Source organism: Streptomyces sp. NPDC097129 (genome assembly GCF_055668065.1).
This window is the reverse complement of record NZ_JBVOQE010000001.1, coordinates 1,046,874-1,070,680: the sequence shown is the minus strand read 5'-3', so window position 1 is coordinate 1,070,680 and position 23,807 is coordinate 1,046,874. Positions and strand designations below refer to the sequence as shown.

Sequence of the window (23,807 nt, the reverse complement as noted above, 5' to 3'; positions counted from 1 at the left end):
CAACCACTTCTGATGGGAGCGCATGTGAGACGGCACCACAGCACGACTCCCCGACAGCGGACCGGGGCCGCCCGCACGGCCCGTGTCCTCGGCGCGCTGCTGCTGACCGCGGCGGGCGTCCTCACCGTCGGCGCGGCCGCCCCCCGGGCCCTGCCGCAGGCCCCCGACGCCCAGGCCACGCCGCTCGGCCAGGTGGTCCCGGCGCCCGCGTCGGTCACCGCGAGCGGGCAGCCGTACCGCATCACCGGCGGCACCGTCCTGCGTGTCGACGGCGATCCCGCGGCCGAGCGCGTCGCCGCCTACCTCGCGGACGTCCTGCGGCCCTCCACCGGCTACCCGCTGCCGATCGTCCACGAGGGCACGAGCGGCATCGCCCTGCGCCTGACCCCCGGTCAGTACGGCGCCGAGGGCTACCGGCTGCACAGCGGCCCCGGCGGCGTCACCCTCACCGCGGGCACCCCGGCCGGCCTCTTCCACAGCGTGCAGACGCTCCGTCAGCTGCTGCCCGCCGCCGTCGAGAAGGACACCGTGCAGCGCGGCCCCTGGCTGGTGGCGGGCGGCACCATCACCGACAGCCCGCGCTACGGCTACCGCGGCGCCATGCTCGACGTCTCCCGGCACTTCTTCACCGTCGGCCAGGTCGAGCGCTACATCGACGAACTCGCCCTCTACAAGATCAACAAGCTGCATCTGCACCTCAGCGACGACCAGGGCTGGCGCATCGCGATCGACTCCTGGCCGCGCCTGGCCGCCCACGGCGGCTCCACCGAGGTCGGCGGCGGCCCCGGCGGCTTCTACACCAAGGACGACTACCGGGAGATCGTGCGCTACGCCGCCTCCCGCTACCTCGACGTCGTCCCCGAGATCGACATGCCCGGCCACACCAACGCCGCCCTCGCCTCCTACGCCGAACTGAACTGCGACGGCACCGCACCCCCGCTGTACACCGGCACGAGCGTCGGCTTCAGCTCGCTGTGCGTGCCCAAGGACGTCACCTACCGCTTCGTCGACGACGTCGTGCGCGAACTGGCCGCGCTCACCCCGGGCCGCTATCTGCACATCGGCGGCGACGAGGCGCACTCCACCAGCCACGCCGACTACGTGACGTTCATGAACCGGATCCAGCCCGTCGTCGCCAAGTACGGCAAGACGGTCATCGGCTGGCACCAGCTCACCGGCGCCACCCCGGCCCCCGGCGCGCTCGCCCAGTACTGGGGCCTGGACTCCACCAGCGCCGCCGAGAAGGCCCAGGTCGCCCAGGCCGCGCAGAACGGCACCGGGCTGATCCTGTCGCCCGCCGACCGGCTCTACCTCGACATGAAGTACGACAGCACGACCAAGCAGGGCGCGACCTGGGCCGGCTACGTCGAGGCGCGCAAGTCCTACGACTGGGACCCGGGCTCCTACCTGCCCGGCACCCCCGCCACCGCGGTCAAGGGCGTCGAGGCGCCGATGTGGACGGAGCGCATCACCACGTCCGCCGACATCGACTACATGGCCTTCCCGCGCGTCACGGGCGTCGCCGAACTGGGCTGGTCCCCGGCGGCCACCCACGACTGGGACGCCTACAAGACCCGCCTGGCCGCCCAGGGCCCCCGCTGGGACGCCCTCGGCATCGGCTACCACAAGTCGCCCGAGGTCCCCTGGCCGGCGAACTGAACCCGAGCACATCGACGGGCGCCCCGGTGGACCGTACACCGGGGCGCCCGCCCGCTTTCGGCAGGTCAGAGCCCGGCGATCGGGTTCTTCAGCGCGCCGACCAGCTGGAGTGCCCCGGAGGGGTCCGCCAGGTCGACCATCTGCCGGTTGTCGCGCAACTGGAGCCGGTTGAGGCAGGACAGCGCGAACTCGGGGGCGAACATGTCGTACTGCCGGAAGCGGTCGGCGAGTTCCGGATGCGCCTGCTGGTACTCGCGGGTGACCTCGGCGACCGTCCGCCAGAAGGCGTCCTCGCTCAGCACCCCCTCCGCGGCGAGCAGCGCGGCCAGGAAACGGAAGAAGCAGTCGAAGACGTCCGTGAAGAGGGACAGCAGCTTCTTGTCCTCCGGCACCTCCACGCGGATGCGCGCCACCTCCGGCGGCAGCGCCGCGTCCGGGTCCATCACCGCGATCTCCTCGGCGATGTCCTTGTAGACCGCCCGCTGCACCACGCCGTCCCGCAGCACCAGGATCGTGTTCTCCCCGTGCGGCATGAACACCAGGTCGTAGGCGTAGAAGCTGTGCAGCAGCGGTGTGTAGTAGGCCCGCAGATAGCGCCGCAGCCACTCGGCCGCCGCCAGCCCCGACCGTTCGACCAGCGCGCCCGCGAACGACCGGCCCTCGCCGTCCACGTGCAGCAGCGAGGCCATGGTCGCCAGGTGCTCACCCTCCGCCAGCGACGGCACCGGGCTCTCCCGCCACAGCGCGGCGAGCATCTTGCGGTACGGCGAATAGCTGTCGGTGGCCCGCTCGTACTCCAGATGCCGGTAGCCGACGGCCGCCCGCTCCCGGATGATCGACAGGCCCGCCGACTTCAGCACCGGGTCGTTCTCGATCAGCTGCGCCAGCCAGTCGTTGATGGCCGGGGTCGCCTCCATGTACGCCGCCGACAGGCCCCGCATGAAGCCCATGTTCAGCACGGACAGCGCCGTCTTGACGTAGTGCTTGTGCGGGTGCGAGGTGTTGAAGAAGGTGCGTATGGATTGCTGCGCCAGATACGCGTCGTCGCCCTCGCCCAGGCACACCAGGTGCTTCCTCGCGACCTCGGCGGCGAAGGTGACGGCGAGCTTGTTCCGCCACTGCCACGGGTGGACCGGGATCAGCAGGTAGTCGGCCGGGTCCAGGCCCTGCCCGCGCAGCACCCCGTGGAACCGCTCGACGGTCTCCTCGCCCAGCTCCTCGCGCACGAACGTCCCGTACTCGATGCCGGCGCCCGCCGTGAACACCGCCCGGGACCGGTGCGCGGCCAGCCACACCAGCCGGACGGGGCTCGCCGCCTCCGGCGCGTACGACCGGTAGTCGTGGACGCCGAAGCCGAGCCGTCCGTTGTTGGCGACGAAGCAGGGGTGGCCCTCGGTCATCCCGGTCTCGATGGCCTGGAAGCCGCTCTCCGCCAGCTCGGCGGCGCTCACCCGCGGTTTGGTCAGCTTGTAGCAGGTGCCGGAGACGGTGGAGGAGATCTCCTCCAGATACACCGGCAGGATCTCGTCGCTCAGCCCCAGCGTCTCCTTCAGCTCGATGAAGAAGTCCAGCGCGCTCAGCGGCAGTTCGGTTCCGTCGCGGTGCCGGGTGATCGAGGCGGCCTCCACCTGCCAGTGGTCCAGGGCGCGGCGGACGGCGGTGAAGCGGTACCGGGTGAGCCCGTCGTCGCTGCGGACGACGTACTGCCCGGGAGCGGTCTCCTCCGGGGTGATCAGCCGCTCGTGCGCGAACTCGGCGAGCGCCTTGCGCAGCAGCAGCCGGCTCGCCTCCTCCCAGCGTTCGGGCGACAGATGGGCCACGGCGTCGGTGAGGGTCATGCGCGCACCGCCTTCTCGAACTGCTCGCGGGTGCAGAAGCTCAGCAGCGCCCGCTTCTCCGGCTTGTCGATCTCCCGCTCCGCCACGAAGCCGACGGCCGCGTTGAGCGCGTGCACGGCCGTGTTGCGCACGTCCGGCTCGACGACGACGCGACGCACGGCCGGGTTTTCGAAGAGGTGCGTCATGACCGCGGTGATGACGGCCCGCGTGAACCCGTGCACGGGCGTGTCCGCCGGCGGTGTCAGGAAGTGCATGCCGACGTCGCCCGGCCGTGCCTCGTACAGCCCGGCCAGTTCCCGGTGGGCGGGGTCGTACCTCTCCATGAGGAAGGCGGGTTCGCCGTCCCTGAGCCCCAGCAGCGCGTGATGGTGCTCGTCCGCGGCGATCTCCCCGTACGCCCGCTCGACGTCCTCGAGTTTCGCGTCCTGCATCATCCAGAAGGCCGCCTTGGGGTGGGTGACCCAGGAGTGCACCAGCCCGGCGTCCTGCAGCGGGTCGAGGGGGCGGAACGTGAACGTCATGCGGCGAACTCCTGGAAGGCGATGGTCTTCTCGACCGGGTAGTGCTCGCTGCCGAGCAGCTCCCGGATGATGTAGCTGTTGCGGTAGGCGCCCATGCCCAGGTCGGGGCTGGTGACGCTGTGGGTGTGGACGCCGGCGTTCTGCAGGAAGACGCCTCTGCCGGTGACGTCGACGGAGTAGTTGCGGGCGACGTCCAAGGCGCCCCGGGAGTCGCGGACCAGCCGGTCCCGGATGGGCGCGAGGAACTCCGGCTCGACGTACTTGTACCCGGTGGCCAGGACCAGTCCGTCGGTGACGATCTCGAAGTCCTTGCCCTGCTCCTCCTGGCGGAAGGTGAGCGTGTACGCGCCGTGGTCGTACGCCGCCCGGGTCAGCGCGGAGTTGGTGAGCAGCCGGGTGGGCACCGGGCCGGCCAGGTTCTTCTGGTAGAGCAGGTCGAAGATGTCGTTGATCAGATCGCCGTCGATGCCCTTGAACAGGCCCTTCTGCCGTTCCGTGAGCCGGTAGCGGGTGGCCTCGGGCAGGGCGCGGTAGTAGTCGATGTACTCCGGCGAGGTCATCTCCAGCGTGAGCTTGGTGTACTCCAGCGGGAAGAAGCGCGGGGAGCGGGTGACCCAGTTCAGCCGGTAGCCGTGGACGTCGATGTCGCTGAGCAGGTCGTGGTAGATCTCGGCGGCGGACTGCCCGGAGCCGACCAGCGTGATCGACTCCTTCCGCTGGAGCTCGGCCTTGTGCTGCACATAGCGGGAGGTGTGCAGGTAGTCGCCGCCGAGACCCTGGCAGGCCTCGGGGACGTAGGGCGGGGTGCCGGTGCCCAGGACCAGATGGCGGCCGCGGAAGGTGTCACCGCCGTCCGTCCGTACGGCGTACAGCTCGTCGCTCTCGTCGTACGTCACCTCGGTGACCGTCGTGCCGAAGCGGACGCTGCTGAGTTTGTTCGCGGCCCAGCGGCAGTAGGCGTCGTACTCGACGCGCAGCGGGTAGAAGTTCTCCCGGATGTAGAAGGAGTACAGCCGGCCCTGCTCCTTGAGGTAGTTCAGGAAGGAGTACGGCGAGGTCGGGTCGGCCAGCGTGACCAGGTCCGACAGGAACGGCGTCTGCAGGTGCGCGCCGTCGAGGAACATCCCGGCGTGCCACTCGAAGTCCGGCTTGGACTCCAGGAAGACGCCGTCGAGCGCGTCGATGGGTTCGGTCAGGCAGGCCAGGCCGAGGTTGAAGGGCCCGAGCCCGATCCCCACGAAGTCGTAGGTGCGGCGGGACTCAGCAAGCGCGGTCAAGGGACTCTCCCAGGTACTGCTCGGCGTGGCCGGCGATCAGGTCGAGGACGGCCGCGATGTCGTCGGCCGTCGTCTCGGGGTTGAGCAGGGTGAACTTCAGGTAGTGGCGGCCCGCGACCTTGGTGCCGGCGACGACGGCGTCCCCGGAGGCGAACAGGGCCTTGCGGGCGTGGAGGTTGGCGCGGTCGATCGCGGCCGGACCGGTGACGGCGGCCGGGATGTAGCGGAAGACCAGGGTGGACAGGGCGGGTTCGACGACGACGTCGTAGCGTGGGTCGGCGGCCAGCAGCCGGAACCCCTCACCCGCGAGGTCGCACACCTCGTCGAAGAGCCGCCCGACGCCGTCGGCGCCCATCACGCGCAGCGTCAGCCACAGCTTCAGCGCGTCGAAGCGGCGGGTGGTCTGCAGGGATTTGTCGACCTGGTTGGGGATGCGCTCGGCGACCATGCGGCGCGGGTTGAGGTACTCGGCGTGGTAGGTGGCGTGCCGCAGGGTGGAGGCGTCGCGGACCAGCAGGGCGGAGGAACTCACCGGCTGGAAGAAGGACTTGTGGTAATCGACGGTGACGGAGTCGGCGCGCTCGATGCCGGTCAGCAGCGCGCGCCGGGTGGGGGAGACCAGCAGGCCGCAGCCGTAGGCGGCGTCGACGTGCATCCAGGTGCCGTACCGGGAGCACAGCTCGGCGATCTCGGGCAGCGGGTCGATGGAGCCGAAGTCGGTGGTGCCGGCGGTGGCGACGACGGCCATCGGCACCAGGCCGTCCTCGCGGCAGCGCTCGAGTTCGCGGGCGAGGGCGACGGTCCGCATCCGCTGGTCGTGGTCGACGGGGACGGTGACGACGGCGTCCGGGCCGAGGCCGAGGAGTCCGGCGGACTTCTTCACGCTGAAGTGGCCGGCCTCGGAGGCGAAGACGCGCAGCCGTGCGAGGGAGTCGCTCTTGGCCTCTTCCCGGGCCAGCAGCAGCGCCTGGAGGTTGGACTGGCTGCCGCCGGAGGTGAACACGCCGTCGGCGGCCGGGCCGAGGCCGATGCGCTCGGCCGTCCAGTCGACGATCCGGCGCTCGATGAGGGTGCCGCCGGCGGACTGGTCCCAGGTGTCCAGGGAGGAGTTGACGGCGGACAGGACGGCCTCGCCGACTACCGCGGGGATGACGACCGGGCAGTTGAGGTGGGCGAGGTAGCGGGGGTGGTGGAAGTAGACGGCGTCGCGGAGGTAGACCTCCTCCAGCTCGTCCAGGGCGGCCGTGGTGTCGAGGAGCGGCTCGTCCAGGTCGATGCCCTCGATGCGGGGGGCGAGGTCGTCGACGGTGACGCCGGTGAACGGACGGCCGGTGGTGGCGAGTTTGGCGGCCACCCGCTCGACTCCTTCGGTCACGGAACGGCGGTAGTGCTCCGCGGTGAGGTCATTGAGCAGGTGCGAGCGCATGTGGGGGTCCTCCGGTCGGGACAGTCCGTGCGGGGATGCGGTGCTTAGGTTAGCCTAGCCTAAGTTGATCACGCGCGGACATGGCTGTGCCGTGACCGCGCTCACCCCAGGGGAGTTACTCCGCCGTGCGGAGCTGTTCCTCGCTCATGCCCTGCCGCCAGTACCCGACGAACGTCACCCGCCGCCGGTCGACGCCCCGCTCGCCGACGAAGTGCCGGCGCAGCTCCTTCACCCGGCCGGACTCACCGGCGATCCACACATACGGCCGCTCCGCGTCGGGCAGCCGGGCGGCCCGTACGGCGTCGACGGTCGTGGGGGACCCGTCGTGCCGTACGAGCCACGTGATCTCGGCGTCCGCCTCGGTGGCCACGTCCTGGATGTCACCGGCGTGCGGCACCTCCAGCCAGGCACGCACCCGGGTGCCGGCCGGCAGGGACTCGAGGACGGCGGTCGCGGCGGGCACGGCGGTCTCGTCGCCCCACAGCACGACGAGGTCGGCGTCCGCGGGCGGGCGGAAGCGGATGGCCCGGTTGTCGGCGATCGCCGGTCCGAGCAGCAGCACCCGGTCACCGGCCGCGGCCCGGGCGGCCCAGCGGGAGGCGGGGCCTGCGGGGGCGGCCGCGCCCGGCTCGACGCCGTGCAGCGCGAAGTCGATGTCGATCTCGCTGGTGCGCCCCCAGGCGTCCCGGCGCAGGGCGCGCAGCGTGTACGACCGCATCACGGCCCGTACGCCGTCCGGGAGTTCACGCCACGCCTGCCACCAGCCATCGCCCAGCTCGATCGGCACGACCGGCTCCTGTTGCCCCGGATGCGGCAGGAACAGCGACAGCGACTGATCGCACCCGAGTGACTGGAAGGCGTCCAGATCGGCCCCGGCGAAGGAAACCCGGACCAGGGACGGCCCGAGCCGCCGCGTCCGCACGACCTGAAGGGAAAAGAAACGGAACGGGGCGGCTACGGCGGTGGTCATGGGGGCTCCTGTGTCATCGGGCGGGAGGGTGGCCGACTCAGGGGCGCGGGGCTGTATCGATGTGCGGCTCCGCCGCGTGGGCGCGACCGGCCACGGACGGGCCGCAGTCCGCCCACGGCGAGGCACCCCTACGGCGCTGACGGGCCACCCACCCGACGGGGCGTGTCAGCTGACCTTCTTGGCCTTCTCGATGGCCTCGGCGAGGGACTCGAGAAGCGGCGCACACTTGTCGTAGGAAAGGATCGGCTCGGGATTACGGGAGATGACCTGACCCGCCTTCACCGCGGGCAGCTTCTTCCACGTGGCCTCGGAAATGTCGGCGGGCTGCACGGCCGAGGTCCGGCTGTCCATCATGATGATGTCCGCCGCGTACTTGTCGACGTTCTCCCAGCTCAGCGACTCGAACCAGCCGCCGCCCTGCTTCTTGGCGCTCTCCGGCGGCTCCACGAAGTTCACGCCGAGGGACTTGAAGTACTCCAGGTCGATGGAGAGGTGGGTGCCGGAGACGTAGAACAGGTCCTGGCTGGCGCTGCCCGCCATCACCTTGATGTCCGGCCTGGCCTTGGCCGCGGCGCGCAGCCGGGCCGCCGCGGCCTCGAAACGCTTCTTCGCCTGCGTGACCTTCGCGGCGCTCACGTCCCCGCCGAGCGACTTCGCCAGCTGGAGCATGCGCGCCAGCGGCTCGGTCAGCCGGCGGTCGTAGACGGAGATGCCGACGCTGGGCGCGCCGACGGCCTCGATCTTCTTCTTCGACTCCTCCGGGACGTACCAGAGCGTGCCGGCGTCGTCGAACATCGTGGAGATGAGCAGGTCCGGCTGGAGCGCCGCGTACTTCTCGATGTTGAACTGGCCCCACTCGTTGCCGAGGACGGTCACCTTGTTCACGTCCAGGCCGCCGGCCTGCACGTCGGCCTTGCCGTCCTTGGTCTTCGTCGGGCCGAAGACGCCCTTCACCTCCACGCCGTAGTCGTGCAGCGCGGCGGCGACGCCGGTGAACGCGACGATCGCGGACGGCACCTTGCCGGCCTTCGCGGTCTGCCCGCGGTCGTCCTTGAACGTCCAGGGGCCGGACCTGGCGGCGGAGGTCTCCTTGCCCGAGCCCCCGGCTGTCGCGTCGCCGTCACCGCAGGCGGCGAGCGCGGCCCCGAGGCCGATGACGCCGCCCGCGGCCAGGATCCCGCGGCGGGAGAGATGGGTGGCTCTGGCGTTGGACATGGGTGTGACTGCTTTCGAACGGGGCGGAGCGCCCGCTGGACAGGTTCGAAGGTAGGTTAGCCTAACCTCACTCACTGTCCAGGGGGCGCCCCCTCGCCCTCAGCTCACCAGCCCCAGCTCCCGGGCGATCAGCATCCGCTGGACCTCGCTGGTGCCCTCGCCGATCTCCAGGATCTTGGAGTCGCGCCACATACGGGCCACCGGGTACTCGTTCATGAAGCCGTAGCCGCCGTGCACCTGGGTGGCGTCGCGGGCGTTGTCCACCGCGACCGTGGAGGAGTACAGCTTCGCCAGCGCCGCCTGCTTCTTGAACGGCTCCCCGGAGACCAGACGGGCCGCCGCGTCGCGCCAGGCCAGACGCGCGGTGTGGGCCCGCATCTCCATGTCGGCGATCTTGAACTGGATGGCCTGGTTGGCGCCGATCGGCTTGCCGAAGGCGTGCCGCTCCTTGGCGTACTTCACCGACTCGTCCACGCAGCCCTGCGCCAGGCCCGTCGCCAGGGCGGCGATGGCGATGCGGCCCTCGTCGAGAATGCGCAGGAACTGCGCGTACCCGCGGCCCTCCTCACCGAGCAGGTTCGCGGCCGGCACCCGGACGTCCTGGAAGGACAGCTCGCGGGTGTCCGAGGCGTTCCAGCCGACCTTGGAGTACGGCGCCGCGACCGTGAAGCCGGGGGTGCCGGACGGCACGATGATCGCGGAGATCCGTGGGCGGCCGTCGGGCTTGCGGCCGGTGACGGCGGTGACCGTGACCAGACCGGTGACGTCCGTGCCGGAGTTGGTGATGAAGCACTTGGTGCCGTTGATCACCCACTCGTCGGTGTCCGCGTCGAGGCGGGCCGTGGTGCGGGTGGCGCCGGCGTCCGAGCCCCCGTCCGGCTCGGTCAGGCCGAACGCGCCCAGCATCTCGCCCGCGCACAGCCGGGGCAGCCACTCGCGCTTCTGCTCCTCGGTGCCGAACAGGTGGATCGGCATCGCCCCCAGCGACACCCCCGCCTCCAGCGTGATCGCCACGGACGAGTCCACCCGGGCCAGCTCCTCCAGCGCCACGCCGAGCGCGAGATAGTCGCCGCCCATGCCGCCGTACTCCTCCGGGAACGGCAGCCCGAACAGGCCCATGCGGCCCATCTCCCGCACGATCTCGTACGGGAACTCGTGCCGCTCGTAGAAGTCGCCGATCTTCGGGGCCACCACGTCGTGCGCGAACTCCTCGACCGTGCGCCGGAGTTCTTCCAGTTCGGGGGAGAGTCGGTAGTCCATGCTGATCACTGGTCCTTGTGGGAGAGGGCGCGGACGGTACGGGAGGGGCTCGGGCGGCCCAGCTGTCCGGCCATCCAGACGCTTGTGGCGACGAGACGGCCGAGGTCGACCCCGGTGTCGATGCCGAGGCCGTGCAGCATCCACACCAGGTCCTCGGTGGCGAGGTTGCCGGTGGCGGACTTCGCGTAGGGGCAGCCGCCCAGGCCGCCCGCGGAGGCGTCGACGGTGGTGACGCCCTGTTGCAGCGCGGCCAGGGTGTTGGCGAGCGCCTGGCCGTAGGTGTCGTGGAAGTGCACGCCGAGCGCCTCGGTGCCGATCCCGGCTTCCTGGAGCGCCGTGAGCAGCGCGGTGACGTGCCCCGGGGTCGCCACCCCGATGGTGTCGCCGAGGCTCAGCTCGTCGCAGCCCATCCCGAGCAGCGCCCGGCACACCCGGACGACCTGGTCCACGGGCACCGGACCCTCCCAGGGGTCGCCGAAGCACATGGAGAGGTAGCCGCGCACGTGGACGCCCTCCGCCTTCGCCCGCGACACCACCGGCGCGAACATGGCCAGCGCCTCGTCCACCGTGCGGTTGAGGTTGGCCTTGGCGAAGGAATCGGTCGCGCTGGCGAACACGGCGACCCGGGTCGCCTTCAGGGCGAGCGCCCGCTCCAGGCCGCGTTCGTTCGGCACCAGCACCGGCAGGTCCACGGGGAGCGCGCTCACCAGGGGGAACAGCTGCTCGGCGTCGGCGAGCTGGGGCACCCACTTCGGGTGCACGAAGCTGGTCGCCTCGATCGTGGTCAGGCCCGCGTCGGCGAGGCGGCGCACGAACTCCGCCTTCACCTCGGTCGGCACGGCCGCCTTCTCGTTCTGCAGCCCGTCGCGCGCGCCCACCTCGTGGATGCGCACCCGGGCGGGCAGCCCGGCGGCCGGCACCCTCATGGGGAGCCCTTCGGCGGTCATGCGGTCACCTCCTCGTGCGGGGTGATCACGGCCAGCACCTGGTCCATGGCGACCGTCGTGCCGGGCGTGACGTCCAGTTCGGCGACCGTGCCGGCGTGCGGGGCGGAGATGACGTGCTCCATCTTCATCGCCTCCACCACCAGCAGGCTCTGCCCGGCGGCGACCTCGTCGCCGACGGCCACCTTCACCACCGTCACCGTGCCCGGCATCGGCGCGGTCAGCGAGTCGGCGCCCGCGTGCCCGGCGCGGGTGAGGGACGCGGCGACCGGGTCGTGGTCGCGCACGTGCCAGGCGTCGCCGTCCCGGCCGAGCCAGTCGGCGGCACGGTGGAAGGTGTGCCGTACGCCGTCGAGGGTGACGGTGACCGTGTCGCCGGTGACCGTGTGGGTGCCGCGCGGGGTGTGGTCCACGGGCTCGGTGACCCGCAGCGGGAAGGAGACGGGCTTGGGTGTGCCGCCCATCCGCCAGCCGCTCGGCACGGAGAAGGGGTCGACCCAGCCGTCCTCCTCCGGCTTCAGCGCGTGCAGGCGTACGGCGGCCGCCGCCTCGTACACCTCCTCCGGTACGCCGGCAGGGGCCAGGTCGTCCACCACCCGCTCCACCAGCCCGGTGTCCAGGTCCCCGGCGACGACCGCCGGGTGGGCCAGCAGCCGGCGCAGGAAGCCCGCGTTGGTCTGCACACCGAGCGTCACCGTGTCCGCGAGGGCCGCGCGGAGTCTGCGCAGAGCGGTCGGCCGGTCGGGGCCGTACGCGATGACCTTGGACAGCATCGGGTCGTACAGGCTGCCGACCTCGGTGCCCTCGCTCAGCCCGGAGTCGGTGCGCAGCCCGTCACCCTCGGGTTCGCGGAGTTTGAGGACGGTGCCGCCCGAGGGGAGGAAGCCGCGCGCCGGGTCCTCGGCGCAGATGCGGGCCTCGAACGCGTGCCCGGTGAGGCGGACGTCCTCCTGCCGGAAGCCGAGCGGCTCACCGGCCGCGACGCGCAACTGCCACTCCACCAGGTCGAGGCCGGTGATGAGCTCGGTGACCGGGTGCTCCACCTGCAGGCGGGTGTTCATCTCCATGAAGTAGTACTGCGAGGGGTCGCTGCCGGGGACGATGAACTCCACCGTGCCCGCGCCGCGGTAGCCGCAGGAGCGGGCCGCCTGCGCGGCCGCCTCGCCCATCGACGCGCGCGTGGCCTCGTCGAGGAGCACGCTCGGCGCCTCCTCGATGATCTTCTGGTGGCGCCGCTGGAGCGAGCACTCGCGCTCGCCGAGGTGGACGACGTTGCCGTGGCCGTCGGCCAGCACCTGGATCTCGATGTGCCGGGGCCGGTCGATCCACCGCTCCACCAGCAGCGTGTCGTCGCCGAAGGAGGCGCGGGCCTCGCGGCGGGCGGCGGCGATCTCGTCGGCGAGCTTCTCGATGTCCCGCACCAGCCGCATGCCCTTGCCGCCGCCGCCGGCGCTCGGCTTCAGCAGCACCGGCATGCCGATCTGCCGGGCCGCGTCGGCGAGCTGCTCGTCGCTGAGCCCGCTGCCGCTGGAGCCCGGCACGACCGGCACCCCGGCCGCCTGCACGGTCTCCTTGGCGCGGATCTTGTCGCCCATCAGTGCGATCGCGTCGGCCGGCGGGCCGATGAAGACGATCCCGGCCTCCTCGCAGGCCCGGGCGAAGGCCGCGTTCTCGGCGAGGAAGCCGTAGCCCGGGTGGACGGCCTGGGCGCCGGTGCGCCGGGCGGCCTCCAGCAGGCGCTCGACGGACAGATAGCTCTCGGCGGCCGGCGCCGGACCGATCCGGACCGCCGTGTCGGCCTCCCGGACATGCCGGGCGTCCGCGTCGGCGTCGGAGAAGACGGCCACCGAGCGCACGCCCATCGACCGCAGGGTGCGGATGACGCGGACGGCGATCTCACCCCGGTTGGCCACGAGTACGGTGTCGAACACGAGTCCCCTCACATCCGGAAGACGCCGAACTGGGGGTCGCCCAGCGGCGCGTTGGCGCAGGCCGTCAGGGCGAGCCCGAGGACCTGACGGGTGTCCAGCGGGTCGATGACGCCGTCGTCCCACAGGCGGGCGGTGGCGTAGTAGGCGTTGCCCTGGCGCTCGTACTGGGCGCGGACAGGCGCCTTGAAGGCTTCCTCTTCCTCAGCGGGCCACTCCTCCCCGCGTCCCTCGATCTGGTCCCGCTTGACGGTGGCGAGCACCGAGGCGGCCTGCTCGCCGCCCATTACGGAGATCTTGGCGTTGGGCCACATCCACAGGAAGCGGGGCGAGTAGGCCCGGCCGCACATGGAGTAGTTGCCCGCGCCGTAGGATCCGCCGACGACGACGGTCAGCTTCGGCACGCGCGTGCACGCCACCGCCGTCACCATCTTCGCGCCGTGCTTGGCGATGCCGCCGGCCTCGTAGTCCTTGCCGACCATGAACCCGGAGATGTTCTGCAGGAACACCAGCGGGATGCCGCGCTGGTCGCACAGCTCGATGAAGTGCGCGCCCTTCTGGGCGGACTCGGCGAACAGGATGCCGTTGTTGGCGACGATCCCGACCGGGTGGCCCATGATCCGGGCGAAGCCGGTGACGAGGGTCTGCCCGAACTCGCTCTTGAACTCCGAGAAGCGGGAGCCGTCGGTGATCCGGGCGACGACCTCGCGGACGTCGTACGGGGTGCGGGAGTCGACGGGGACGGCGCCGTAGAGGCCGTAGGGGTCGACCTTGGGCTCTGCGGCGGGCACGACCTCCCAGGGCAGAGAGGTCCGCGCGGGGAGGGTCGCGACGATGTTCCGCACGATCCTCAGGGCATGCGCGTCGTCCTCGGCGAGGTGGTCGGTGACGCCCGAGACGCGGGAGTGGACCTCGCCGCCGCCCAGCTCCTCGGCGGTGACGACCTCGCCGGTGGCGGCCTTCACCAGGGGCGGGCCGCCCAGGAAGATCGTGCCCTGGTTGCGGACGATGACCGCCTCGTCGCTCATGGCCGGGACGTACGCACCACCCGCCGTGCACGACCCGAGCACGGCGGCGATCTGCGGGATACCGGCGCCCGACATGCGCGCCTGGTTGTAGAAGATCCGCCCGAAGTGGTCGCGGTCCGGGAAGACCTCGTCCTGCATGGGCAGGAAGGCGCCGCCGGAGTCGACGAGGTACACGCAGGGGAGCCGGTTGTCGAGCGCCACCTCCTGCGCGCGGAGGTGCTTCTTCACGGTCATCGGGTAGTACGTGCCGCCCTTGACGGTGGCGTCGTTGGCGACGATCACGCACTCGCGGCCGCTGACCCGGCCGATCCCGGCGATCACGCCCGCGGCCGGGGCCTGCCCGTCGTACAGCCCGTCGGCGGCCAGCGGCGCCAGCTCCAGGAACGGCGAGCCCGGATCGAGCAGTGTGTCCACCCGGTCCCTCGGCAGCAGCTTGCCGCGCGCGGTGTGCCGTGCCCGCGCCTTCTCACCCCCGCCCAGGCGGGCGGCGGCCAGCTTGCCGCGCAGCTCCTCGACGAGGACGCGGTGCGCCTCCTCGTTGGCCTGCCAGGCCTCCGACGCGGGGTCGGCCGCGCTCGTCAGCTCCGGTGCCTCTTGCATCCTTGCGGTCCCCTCACCCAGCGATCACTGTTAATGAGCGTTAACCATCTCCTTCAGGTTAACGACCGCTAACCTGCCTGTCTAGAATTGACGGCATGGCCACCAGAACCGACGCCCCGACCCGCCGCGAGCAGATCCTCAAGGCGGCTGCCCGGCTGTTCGCCGAACGCGGTTTCCACGGCGTCGGCGTCGACGAGATAGGCGCGGCCGTGGGGATCAGCGGGCCGGGGCTGTACCGGCACTTCCCCGGCAAGGACGCGATGCTCGCCGAGCTGCTCGTCGGGATCAGCGGACAGCTGCTGACCGGTGCGAAGCGCCGGGTGGCGGAGGCGGACGGGGTGCCGGCGAGCGCCGTACTGGACTCGCTGATCGAGGGCCACATCGACTTCGCGCTGGACGACCGCCCGCTGATCACCCTCCACGACCGTGAACTGGACCGCCTGCGCGACAGCGACCGCAAGCTGGTGCGCCAGCTCCAGCGGCAGTACGTCGAGCTGTGGGTGGAGATCGTCCGCGAGACGTACCCCGGCCTGGCGGAACCGGCGGCCCGCTCGGCGGTCCACTCGGTCTTCGGCCTGCTGAACTCCACCCCGCACCTGGGTCGCGGTGGCCTGCCCGGACGCGGGACGACGGCGGAACTGCTGCACCGGATGGCGCGGGGGGCGTTCGCGGCGGCGGAATCGTCCTAGCGGGCTGCGGGTGACCTACCAGCGGTAGCTGTGCCCGCGAGGTGTGACGTGGAGCGTGAAGCGCTCCAGGCCGGGCGCGCCGGCGTCCCACCAGCGGTGCAGGTGCTCTTCGGCAGTGTCCCAGAGGGCGTGCGGGCCGTCTTGTCGTACGGTTCGGCTTCGGCCGTCGTCGTGAAGGGCGCCCCACGAGCCGGATGCGACGTCGATGACGACGTCCTCGCGGCCGCCGTCGCGTTCTAGCGTGAGGCGCTGGGCCTCCGGCACGGCCGCCTGCACCACGAACCTGGAAGCCCAGTCGTCGAGGGCGTCGGGCCCGGCCGAGGTTTCGCGTTCCTCGCCGGTGCTCAGATCCGGCAGAAGGCCGAGCGGCGGCGGCAGGTGCGGCCGGGCGAGCATGAAGCCGACCTGGCCGCCGAGCAGTGGCCCGGACGCGGTGCCGTCGTCGTGCACGGTCAGCCGGGCCAGCTCCGATGCGCCGAGCCAGCCGCCGACCGTGGCGAGGATGATCCCACCGGGGCGGGTCTGCTCGATCCAGGCCAGGGGGATCGTCCGTACACCACAGGTGGCGATGATCCTGTCGTACGGGGCGTCGCCGGCGTACCCGCACAGCCCGTCCCCGGTGACGAGCGTCGGGTGGATGCCGAGCCGGCCGAGGGCGTTGTGTGCCCTGGCGGCCACGTCTTCGTCGTACTCGATGGAGGTGACGTTCTCCTCGCCGAGCCGCCGGGCGAGCAACGCGGTGGAGTACCCGGTGCCGGTGCCGATCTCCAGCACCCGCATCCCGGGCTCGACCTGGAGCTCCTCCAGCATGCGCAGGACGAGGGACGGGAGCGTGCTGGAGCTGGTCGGCTCCCGCATGATGCGGCCGCGGACGTCGGTCGGTACGACGGTGCCGGCGATCTGGGTCACCAGCGACTCGTTGGCGTAGCAGGCTCCGAGCCAGCCGGGGTCGCTTTCCTGGACGGGCTCCCAGGCGGAGGGCACGGAGTTGTGGATACGGCGGAAGAAGCCGCCGCGGAGGAACTCGTGCCGCGGGACCGCTTCGGCCGCCTGCTTCCACGCGGGTGAGCGCAGACTGCCTCCTTCCGCCAGTTCTTCGATGAGCGACGCGTGGAGGTGGGCGGGGTCGGTCATGACGTCGTCTCCAACAGGTCTGCCAGCGCTGTCAGCATGGGCATGCCGGTCTCCGTCTGGAGCCAGTACCACTGGCCGCTGGGATTGCATTCCAGGAACCACCATCGACCGTCGCCGTCCACGCAGAAGTCGAAAGCGCCGAAGACCAGCCCGAAGTGGCACAGGTAGCGCTGCAGGGCGGCCTCGATGCCGGGCGGGGGCCCGACCGGGGTGTACGTCAGACGGCTGTAGTCGGTGCGCCAGTCCAGCAGGTCCGAGTCGATGCGCACGCAGAACACACGGGGGCCGATGACCGTCACGCGGACGTCGGCTGTCTTCGGGACGCGCTTCTGGAACAGATGCACCGTCCCGGCCACGCGGTCGTCGATGTCTTCGTCCGTCACCTCGGCGACCTCGACGACGGATGAGACGCCGTCGACCAGATACACCGGATTGTGCAGGGGCTTGTAGATGACCGGGCCGTGCCGCTCGATGAACGCCCGGGCGGCGTCCGGTTCGGACGTCACTAGCGTGGGCGGTACGTCGAAGCCGGCCTGCACCGCTGCGGCCAGACCCGAGGGCTTGAACTCCGCGTCACCCATGCGGTGCGGGTGGTTGACGTACAGACAGCCTGGCAGGGAGGCCAGTACGCCGCCGAGGCCGTAGCGGGCCTGGGTGACGGCGAATCGCGCGTCCTGCTCGGTCAGGTGCGGGAACGAGAAGCCGGAGGGACGACGGTAGTAGAGGGCGCGGATGCGGGACAGGTCCGCCGTGCGGGACGGGGTGGAGATACGCCCCCGGATGCCACGATCGGTGATCTCGGCCTTCACCGACAGTGATGCCGGGAAGTGCCCGGAGTCGAGCCGCACGACCGGGACACCACGGTCGTGCAGCTCGCTGATCACCACGTCGGCGGTGGGGGTCGTACAGGCTGGTGACGACCAGCACCGGACGCGGCTCACTCACTGGTCGCTGTCACTGCCCGTGTCGCTGTCCTGCGTGGAGCCGTTGCCGTCGGGACTGGTGCCTGTGGACGGCGAGGTGCCGGTGCTGGTGCCGTGGCCGGGCATCTCCAGGACGTGCCCGTCGGCGTCGAAGAAGACGGCAGCCTGGGTGACCGGGTCGATCTCGGCGTGCGCGTAGTCCGGGGCCATGGTCGGGTACGGGGCCATGCGGCCCAGCCCCCACGGGGTGAGGGTGCGGGCGCCGGAGGGCAGTGGCGTGCCGGTCGGGAGCCGGTCGGAGTGGACGAACAAGGTGTGCTCCTTCACTGTCGGGCGTTGGTCGAGTACGGGAGTTCCGGGATGCGACCCTGACCCTGCGGTCGCCGTGGGGGTACGCCGGCCGGGGGTCCGCGCCGGTACCGGGGCGCGGACCGGCATTGCTCTGAGCGGTGTCACCGCTCGCCGTGTTCCGCGTTCTCGTAGTGGTCGCACAGGGCGCGCAGCACGCGGGCCAGGCGGCGGGCGTGGCCGGCGGGGCCGCCGAAGCGGGCACTGGGCGCTGCGTCCAGCTTGCGACGGGCCTCGCCGATGCAGGCGAGGGCGCAGTAGCGGGAGACGCTGTCCCTCGGCAGCCGGGCCGCCCTCTCGGCGACTTCGGGGATGAGCAGTTGCAGGTGGCCGCGGAGCAGGGCGGCGAGCGTGTCCGGGTCCGCGGGTGCCGGGGGCGGTACCTCGCCTTCCGGACCGAGCACGTGCTCGGTGGTCTCCCGCATGGTGACGATGTCCAGCGGGGCGGTGGCGTTGTTGCTCTCGAAGGTGGCGCTCACCGGGCCACCGCCTGTCCGGCCCGACAGCGCGGGCACGCACAGGGAGGGAACGCGCCGGTGAGCGACGGAGCTTCCTCGGTGGGTAGGACGTTGACCGTCCCAAGGTCCTGAGTGACCGTGCCGTGGTGGTCCACCTTGTACACCCGGATGGTCATCTTCGCGGCTGATGTGCGGTTCCCGGCAGGGCATGTACCGTTCGTCACGTCGGCGCTCCTTCGCAGCGTTGGCCGGCCCCGGGGCCGTTCGCGCGGCCGCCGGGGCGCACCTCGGTGCCAGCGGCTGAGTGGCCTGATCGCGCAGGCTGGGCGGTGTTCGCTCAACTTGCCTGGTGCCGCTCACCATTGACGAGGTGTGAGAACAGCGTGACGCTCCGCTAGGGCCGCAACACTCACAGTTCTGTGAGTGTTGCGAGCACCGCTACAGGCCCACCCAGGCCGCCATGTGATTGAGCGTGTCCGGTGTGCGGCGGGCCAGATGTACCAGACCAGTGATCGTCTCTCGTGCGGCCGGGTGGTAGCGAGTCTGTTCCGGCGCCAGGCGGCGGGCTTCCACCAACGACTTCAGCGCCGCATCGCCGCGACCGGTCTCCATCTCGGCGCGGGCCTGGTCGATGAGGAAATGAGCTCGCCGGGAGGTGGCCATCTGAGTCGGTAGCTTGATCATCCGGGCTTGCTTCAGCGCGTCTTCGAAGCGGCGCATTTCCACGGCTGCAGACAGCTGGTGCAGGGCGACGTTCACGGGGCCGAAGCTGAGCCAGTGGACGTCCGAGGCGTCGCCGATGCGCTCTGCGATCCGGCGCGCCTCTTCGAGGTGCTGATCCACGATCGCCTGATTGCCGGTGCGTGCGGCGATGACTGCTCCACCAAGGTGCAACTGCCCGGTAACGGCGACCGCTTCGCGCGAGTGATCGGCCTGGGCCACGACCTTGTGCCCGGCTGCAATGAGTCGCTTACCGATCAGGTACTCACCCTCACGGAAATACACCAGGGCCCGCATGTACTGCCGCACAGCCGCCAGACTTGCGTCGGAGGCCCGTTGCGCCGCCCAGTCCATGCGGTCAAGTGCGACGGAGGACAGGTCGTAATAGCCGAGCTTCACACTGATGTCGTGTGCTGTGCGGTAGGCGGATGCGAGCGCCTGCCACAGCTCGGTGGACGGCGTTGACCACGCGGTGTGGGTCAGTTCGGCGACCACCCCGGGCAGATCGCGGGCCGCGTTGCGCAGTCGGGTCGCGCGTACGTCGGCGCACAACTGGTTGGCGCTCGCGATGAGCCGGTCCGGTGGACGGACGGCCAGGTCCGGGTTGGGCCCGAGGTCGTAGAGGTCGAGCGACTCTCGGATGGGCCGGATCAGTTCGGCGAGGCGGTCGCGTTGCAATTCGGTGATGTATGGCTGTCCGGTCAGCACGGTGACGTCGACCTTGAGGGCCTTGGCGCACGCGGCGACGAAGGCGGTGGTGGCCGGGCGGGCCCCGCACTCGACTTGGTTGAGGTAGCTGTAGGAGTAGGGCAGTAGCGAGGCCAACTGACGTTGCGTGAGTCTGGCCAGTCTGCGCTGTTCCTTGATGCGTGCGCCCGTGTGGTTTTCGTCCTGTGTGGGCATCCCCGTCTCCCGTCTGAGCACCCACTGGGAAAGGTACTCGCGCAGTGATGTGAGCGTGACCCTTCCGTCCCGCTCCTTTGCCGTCGGGCAGGTGGCTTGTGATCGGATGGGTGAATGACGACGACGCGACCCGTCCTTTACCTGTTCGGTTCTGCCGCCCCTCCGGTGTTCGATGTGGCGACGGTCATCGAGGACGCTCATGAGCGTGGCTTCGATGTGTGCCTTGGTCTGACTCCCACCGCCGCGCGCTGGCTGGAGCCGCAGCGGGCGGAGCTTGAGCGGCTGACCGGGCACCCCGTGCGCAGCGAGTACAAGCTGCCGGGCGAGCCGGACGTGTGGCCCAGGGCCGATGTGATCGCGGTGGCTCCCGTGACCTTCAATACCGTCAACGCGTGGGCGCTCGGCATCACCCGGGACTTCGTGGTCGGTGTCGTCGCGGAGGGGATCGGGAAGGGCATTCCCACGGTCGCGATGCCGTGCGTGAACGCGGCCTACGTGCAACACCGGCAGTTCGAACGCAGCGTCGCGGAGCTGCGCGAGATGGGCGTGCGAGTCCTCTACGGCGAGGGCGGTTTCGTACCGAACCAGCCTGGCCAGGGCAAGCCCAAGGAGTACCCGTGGCACCTGGTGCTCGGGGCAGCCGAGGACAGCGTTGCAGCGCGGTGACCCTGGGCGGCGCCGGTGGGCAGATCCCGCACTGTCGGGCAGCAGCGGGTGCCGATGCGGTCGGCTGTGGCGGCCGCTGACTGGCGCGTGCGTTCCCCGAGTGGCCGGCCGCTGTACGGAAGACGTTCGAGGCCTACGCCAGGGCCATGGCAGGCGACGGCTTGTTCTTCCTGTACACCCAGATGCAGGCAGGGGGCTGCGGGCCGGTCCTGACGGCAGCCCTGGAAGGACGTGTCGTGGGAGCCATCGGCCCCATGGAGATCCGCCGTGACGCGGTCGGCTACCGCCAGCTGATGCCTCAGTATTTCGCCGCGTTGCCCGAGGCCCGTGGCAGGGAGCTGGGCCGCTTGCTGTGGCGCGCGGCGATGCACTGGGGTCAGTCCCGTGGCGCTGACTACCAGCTCCTCCAGACGGAGGTCGGAGGTGCCTCCGACCGCCTTTGCCGCGACGAGGGGCTGGCCTCACTCGGCTTCGTCTCCACACGGAAGGTTTGAAGCAACGTGACCACGATCGCCGTGACCGGGCACATGGACCTGACCGACAGCACTGTGCCTTTGGTGCGCGAGGCGCTGCGGAAGGTGTTGGAGCCGTACGCCGACGCCCTCACGGGCGTCTCCTGTATCGCCAACGGGTCCGATTCGCTGTTCGCTGAAGTCGTCCTGGAACTCGGTGGCCTCCTGGTCGCGGTCATCCCCTCGAAGGACTACCGGGCGAACAAGGTCAAGCCCGACCATGCCGAGACTTTCGACCGGCTCCTCGAAGCGGCCGGAGAAGTGGTCCTGCTCGATCACCAGTCCGCGAATCGAGCGGCGTACGAGGACGCCAACCGCACGTTGCTCGGCCGAGCTGATCGCCTCGTGGCCGTCTGGAACGGCGAGCCGCCCTCGGGTAAGGGCGGCGGTACAGCGGACACCGTCCTTGAAGCCAGGGAGGCCGGGCTGCCGGTGGACGTCGTCTGGCCGGAGGGAGCGGTTAGGGCCAGCTGACGCCACGGACAGGGTCGGCTTCGCAGGCCGTACATCGGTGACGTGACCGTGGGGCCGCTCGCTTCCCCGTCAGGGTCGTGCTTCCGCGGGCCGCGTCAAGGGCGCTGCGCGTCGGCTGCGCCGATGGCCCTGCGGGCCACCCTTGACCCGGCCCGCTCCAGCACGGGGGAGAAGCGAGCGAGCGGCCCGGGAGAGCGGGGGCCCGGGTGGGGCGTCGATCGGGTCGGCTGGGCGGCCGACCGGGGTGTGGGGCGCGGTGGCGCCTCGCATGGACGCCGGGTGGGCTTGGCGGGTGCGGGTAGCGGGACCGTGATCTGTCCGCCACGCCAGGGCTGCCGCCGCCGGTTAGGGCCAAGCGCTGCCAGGGGGCAAGGCGCGCGATGTCGGGGGTTGCCGGCCTAGTAGGGACCTGCCAGCCACGTCGGCCTGGCTAAGAGGTCTCGCAGATAGGCGTGTACTCATGGTCGGCGGTGCGGGCGTTCGTCCCAGCGGTGGGTCTTCCATACCTGGCGGATCAGGTTACGGACGGTGGTGATCGTGTCGGCGAGATCGAAGAAGGCGTTGACGACGATGGCCCGGCGCTCGTAGCAGCGGGCGAGGCGGTGGAAGGCGTTCTCCAGGCGTGGGTGCGCTCCACGTGCCACCTTCGGCTTGCTTGGATGGGTGCCTTCTCGCCCTTGTGCGCGATCCGGCCGTGCAAGCCGCGCGCGTCGAGCAGGGCGCGAGTCTTGTCGGAGTCGTAGCCGGCGTCCAGATGGACGGTGATGTCGTCGGGCAGCGGTCCGAGGTCGTCCAGGCGGTCCAGTGTCGAGGCGAGCAGCGGGGAGTCGTGTCGGTTGGCCCCGGCCAGGACCCGGCCCAGCGGAATTCCGTAACCGTCCGTCATGCCCGAGCGTTTCCGGCCCTGTTTGCCGCGGTCGACTGGGGAACGCCCGGCTACCTCGCCGCCTCCGGGGGCCTTGGTGATCGAGCCGTCGACGGCGATCTGGTCGAGCTCCAGCCCGACGATCCGGTCGTAGGACTCCAGCGCGATCTGCTTGAGCCGCGCGAAGACGCCCATGGCGATCCACACAGGTCTCCCCAATGAGTGGTGTGCGTGGTGAAGTTGCTGGTCACGGCTCTGGTGTGAGGGGCAGGAGAACTACTCGCGCTGGTCGTCGGCTGGTGCCCACGACGATCGGGTCAGAGGTCTCGTGGCCATACCGCGGGCTCGTTCTGGTTCGTGGGGGCGCCCTCACCACATCCCTCTGGGCCCGGGCGGTAGGCAGACCCTCGACGTCACCGGCCTACAGGTAGTCCATGAACAAGGGCCCCGCCTGTCGGCACGGCGTCGGGGGTGAGGCCGACATGCTCGTCGCCCCGGTCGGCCACGGCAAGCAGGTGTGGCGGGGATGTGGCCACGCGCATGATCGCCCCGGACCGACGCATCCTCGCCAGGACAACTCAACAGCGTCGGTGGATTTTTGGGTCAGGTCCGAAGCGATCACCCAGCCATCATCACTGTGGATTTTCAGGACGCGCAGATGGTCAGGCTGCTGGCGCGAAGGCCGTGATTGCGTCGATGAGGTCGGCCGGAGCTTCCAGTGGGATCAGGTGACCCGTGTTCGGAATCACCGTGAAGTCAGCTCCGGAGAGGTAGGGCACCAGGTTGTTGACGAGCACGTCGACGGGCTCGACATGGTCGTTCTCTCCGGCGACGACGAGGGCAGGGACGCTGATCATGCGGGTGTGCTCGCTGACGTCCTCCGCGATGCCGCGCAGCGGCCACTCCGTGCGGGCGGCGTCGGTACTGGCGCGCGAGTCGGTCGCGATCTGCGACTTGATCGATTCGGGCAGCTCTGTCGCGGTGAGGATGTGATCCCGTGCGTCAGCGACGGACTCGTTGGAGTCGTAGGCGTGGGAAAGGCGTTCCCGGTACTCGGGAGTGATCCCTGCGGCGGGCTTCGCCGGAGCGGAACCGACGAGGATGATCCCGCGGAGGCCGGTGGGCCGGGTCGCCGCTATGAGCTGCGCGACCTTGCCACCCATGGAATGTCCGACGAGGATGTAGTCGGTGACGCCCGCGTCGGCGATCACGGCGAGCGTGTCGTCGGCGAGTTGCCGGAGGGTGTAAGGGCCGGCCAGGTTGCTCGAGCGGCTCCACCCGCGGAAGTCGACAGTGAGCATGTCGCGTCCGGCGAGGCGGTCGACGACGAGGTCCCAGGCGCGGGCGGATCCGCCCCAGTAGTGCAGAAACACCAGGGTCGGTCCGCTCCCCGGCCGGTGGTCATAAGCGGGCAGTAGCGGCTGCTGCGTCGTGTTCATCATGACCCTC

At 70.6% G+C, this 23,807-nt stretch carries 19 protein-coding genes and 3 pseudogenes; 5 read left to right on the top strand and 17 right to left on the bottom strand.

The window, feature by feature from the left end; all coding sequences use genetic code 11:
- Positions 1-24: 24 nt before the first annotated feature.
- Positions 25-1,659, top strand: a complete 1,635-nt coding sequence (locus AC0B9F_RS04785; protein WP_471998771.1) for a beta-N-acetylhexosaminidase — start codon at positions 25-27, stop codon at positions 1,657-1,659.
- Positions 1,660-1,724: 65 nt separating this feature from the next.
- Here the strand turns inward: AC0B9F_RS04785 and AC0B9F_RS04780 are convergent, their stop codons facing one another.
- From AC0B9F_RS04780 to AC0B9F_RS04735, 10 genes are all read right to left on the bottom strand, one after another.
- The gene (locus AC0B9F_RS04780) at positions 1,725-3,497 is read right to left on the bottom strand and encodes an IucA/IucC family protein (RefSeq protein WP_471998770.1); all 1,773 of its coding nucleotides are present in this window, start codon (positions 3,495-3,497) and stop codon (positions 1,725-1,727) included.
- Positions 3,494-4,018, bottom strand: coding sequence for a GNAT family N-acetyltransferase (locus tag AC0B9F_RS04775; RefSeq protein ID WP_471998769.1), 525 nt, complete (start codon positions 4,016-4,018; stop codon positions 3,494-3,496). The genes AC0B9F_RS04780 and AC0B9F_RS04775 overlap by 4 nt, the downstream gene beginning before the upstream one ends.
- Positions 4,015-5,295: a lysine N(6)-hydroxylase/L-ornithine N(5)-oxygenase family protein gene (locus tag AC0B9F_RS04770; protein ID WP_471998768.1), complete on the bottom strand. Its 1,281-nt coding sequence runs from the start codon at positions 5,293-5,295 to the stop codon at positions 4,015-4,017. Before AC0B9F_RS04770 ends, AC0B9F_RS04775 begins: the two co-directional genes overlap by 4 nt.
- Positions 5,279-6,721 carry a lysine decarboxylase DesA gene (desA, locus tag AC0B9F_RS04765; RefSeq protein ID WP_471998767.1) on the bottom strand — a complete coding sequence of 481 codons (1,443 nt, stop codon included), beginning with the start codon at positions 6,719-6,721 and terminating at the stop codon, positions 5,279-5,281. Before desA ends, AC0B9F_RS04770 begins: the two co-directional genes overlap by 17 nt.
- Before the next feature lie 115 nt (positions 6,722-6,836).
- Complete coding sequence (locus tag AC0B9F_RS04760) at positions 6,837-7,691, bottom strand: siderophore-interacting protein (protein WP_471998766.1); 855 nt, start codon at positions 7,689-7,691, stop codon at positions 6,837-6,839.
- A 165-nt stretch (positions 7,692-7,856) separates the two neighbouring features.
- The gene (locus AC0B9F_RS04755) at positions 7,857-8,906 is read right to left on the bottom strand and encodes an ABC transporter substrate-binding protein (protein WP_471998765.1); all 1,050 of its coding nucleotides are present in this window, start codon (positions 8,904-8,906) and stop codon (positions 7,857-7,859) included.
- A 99-nt stretch (positions 8,907-9,005) separates the two neighbouring features.
- A complete protein-coding gene (locus tag AC0B9F_RS04750; RefSeq protein WP_471998764.1) occupies positions 9,006-10,166 on the bottom strand; it encodes an acyl-CoA dehydrogenase family protein in 1,161 nt (386 codons plus the stop codon).
- Between the two features lie 5 nt (positions 10,167-10,171).
- The gene (locus AC0B9F_RS04745; RefSeq protein ID WP_471998763.1) at positions 10,172-11,113 is read right to left on the bottom strand and encodes a hydroxymethylglutaryl-CoA lyase; all 942 of its coding nucleotides are present in this window, start codon (positions 11,111-11,113) and stop codon (positions 10,172-10,174) included.
- Complete coding sequence (locus AC0B9F_RS04740; RefSeq protein WP_471998762.1) at positions 11,110-13,041, bottom strand: acetyl/propionyl/methylcrotonyl-CoA carboxylase subunit alpha; 1,932 nt, start codon at positions 13,039-13,041, stop codon at positions 11,110-11,112. Before AC0B9F_RS04740 ends, AC0B9F_RS04745 begins: the two co-directional genes overlap by 4 nt.
- 8 nt (positions 13,042-13,049) lie before the next feature.
- Positions 13,050-14,666, bottom strand: coding sequence for a carboxyl transferase domain-containing protein (locus tag AC0B9F_RS04735; protein ID WP_471998761.1), 1,617 nt, complete (start codon positions 14,664-14,666; stop codon positions 13,050-13,052).
- Positions 14,667-14,761: 95 nt separating this feature from the next.
- Between AC0B9F_RS04735 and AC0B9F_RS04730 the strand changes: the two genes are divergently transcribed.
- Complete coding sequence (locus AC0B9F_RS04730; RefSeq protein ID WP_471998760.1) at positions 14,762-15,355, top strand: SACE_7040 family transcriptional regulator; 594 nt, start codon at positions 14,762-14,764, stop codon at positions 15,353-15,355.
- A 15-nt stretch (positions 15,356-15,370) separates the two neighbouring features.
- Here the strand turns inward: AC0B9F_RS04730 and tgmC are convergent, their stop codons facing one another.
- From tgmC to AC0B9F_RS04705, 5 genes and pseudogenes are all read right to left on the bottom strand, one after another.
- A complete protein-coding gene (gene tgmC, locus AC0B9F_RS04725; RefSeq protein WP_471998759.1) occupies positions 15,371-16,489 on the bottom strand; it encodes an ATP-grasp peptide maturase system methyltransferase in 1,119 nt (372 codons plus the stop codon).
- Positions 16,486-17,434, bottom strand: a pseudogene (gene tgmB, locus AC0B9F_RS04720) (ATP-grasp ribosomal peptide maturase). Before tgmB ends, tgmC begins: the two are co-directional and overlap by 4 nt.
- A complete protein-coding gene (gene tgmA, locus AC0B9F_RS04715; RefSeq protein ID WP_471998758.1) occupies positions 17,431-17,724 on the bottom strand; it encodes a putative ATP-grasp-modified RiPP in 294 nt (97 codons plus the stop codon). The pseudogene tgmB and the gene tgmA overlap by 4 nt, the downstream one beginning before the upstream one ends.
- Positions 17,725-17,864: 140 nt before the next feature.
- On the bottom strand, positions 17,865-18,239 hold the full coding sequence (locus AC0B9F_RS04710) for a DUF6415 family natural product biosynthesis protein (RefSeq protein WP_471998757.1): 375 nt from the start codon (positions 18,237-18,239) through the stop codon (positions 17,865-17,867).
- A gap of 417 nt (positions 18,240-18,656) precedes the next feature.
- Complete coding sequence (locus AC0B9F_RS04705; protein ID WP_471998756.1) at positions 18,657-19,841, bottom strand: helix-turn-helix domain-containing protein; 1,185 nt, start codon at positions 19,839-19,841, stop codon at positions 18,657-18,659.
- A gap of 114 nt (positions 19,842-19,955) precedes the next feature.
- Between AC0B9F_RS04705 and AC0B9F_RS04700 the strand changes: the two genes are divergently transcribed.
- From AC0B9F_RS04700 to AC0B9F_RS04690, 3 genes and pseudogenes are all read left to right on the top strand, one after another.
- Complete coding sequence (locus tag AC0B9F_RS04700; RefSeq protein ID WP_471998755.1) at positions 19,956-20,507, top strand: flavoprotein; 552 nt, start codon at positions 19,956-19,958, stop codon at positions 20,505-20,507.
- A gap of 86 nt (positions 20,508-20,593) precedes the next feature.
- Positions 20,594-21,001: pseudogene (locus AC0B9F_RS04695) on the top strand (GNAT family N-acetyltransferase); the annotation flags it as partial.
- 6 nt (positions 21,002-21,007) lie between these two features.
- A complete protein-coding gene (locus AC0B9F_RS04690) occupies positions 21,008-21,493 on the top strand; it encodes a hypothetical protein (protein WP_471998754.1) in 486 nt (161 codons plus the stop codon).
- Between the two features lie 458 nt (positions 21,494-21,951).
- Here the strand turns inward: AC0B9F_RS04690 and AC0B9F_RS04685 are convergent.
- Both AC0B9F_RS04685 and AC0B9F_RS04680 read right to left on the bottom strand, forming a co-directional pair.
- Positions 21,952-22,571 (bottom strand): annotated as a pseudogene (locus AC0B9F_RS04685) (IS5 family transposase); the annotation flags it as partial.
- A gap of 449 nt (positions 22,572-23,020) precedes the next feature.
- Complete coding sequence (locus AC0B9F_RS04680) at positions 23,021-23,797, bottom strand: alpha/beta fold hydrolase (RefSeq protein ID WP_471999006.1); 777 nt, start codon at positions 23,795-23,797, stop codon at positions 23,021-23,023.
- Positions 23,798-23,807 lie beyond the last annotated feature (10 nt).

Coding starts and splice junctions, on each gene's coding strand:
- AC0B9F_RS04780 (WP_471998770.1), bottom strand. CDS start 3,497: ATGACCCTCACCGACGCCGTGGCCCATCTGTCGCCCGAACGCTGGGAG.
- AC0B9F_RS04775 (WP_471998769.1), bottom strand. CDS start 4,018: ATGACGTTCACGTTCCGCCCCCTCGACCCGCTGCAGGACGCCGGGCTG.
- desA (WP_471998767.1), bottom strand. CDS start 6,721: ATGCGCTCGCACCTGCTCAATGACCTCACCGCGGAGCACTACCGCCGT.
- AC0B9F_RS04760 (WP_471998766.1), bottom strand. CDS start 7,691: ATGACCACCGCCGTAGCCGCCCCGTTCCGTTTCTTTTCCCTTCAGGTC.
- AC0B9F_RS04755 (WP_471998765.1), bottom strand. CDS start 8,906: ATGTCCAACGCCAGAGCCACCCATCTCTCCCGCCGCGGGATCCTGGCC.
- AC0B9F_RS04750 (WP_471998764.1), bottom strand. CDS start 10,166: ATGGACTACCGACTCTCCCCCGAACTGGAAGAACTCCGGCGCACGGTC.
- AC0B9F_RS04745 (WP_471998763.1), bottom strand. CDS start 11,113: ATGACCGCCGAAGGGCTCCCCATGAGGGTGCCGGCCGCCGGGCTGCCC.
- AC0B9F_RS04735 (WP_471998761.1), bottom strand. CDS start 14,666: ATGCAAGAGGCACCGGAGCTGACGAGCGCGGCCGACCCCGCGTCGGAG.
- AC0B9F_RS04730 (WP_471998760.1), top strand. CDS start 14,762: ATGGCCACCAGAACCGACGCCCCGACCCGCCGCGAGCAGATCCTCAAG.
- tgmC (WP_471998759.1), bottom strand. CDS start 16,489: ATGACCGACCCCGCCCACCTCCACGCGTCGCTCATCGAAGAACTGGCG.
- AC0B9F_RS04705 (WP_471998756.1), bottom strand. CDS start 19,841: ATGCCCACACAGGACGAAAACCACACGGGCGCACGCATCAAGGAACAG.
- AC0B9F_RS04700 (WP_471998755.1), top strand. CDS start 19,956: ATGACGACGACGCGACCCGTCCTTTACCTGTTCGGTTCTGCCGCCCCT.
- AC0B9F_RS04680 (WP_471999006.1), bottom strand. CDS start 23,797: ATGAACACGACGCAGCAGCCGCTACTGCCCGCTTATGACCACCGGCCG.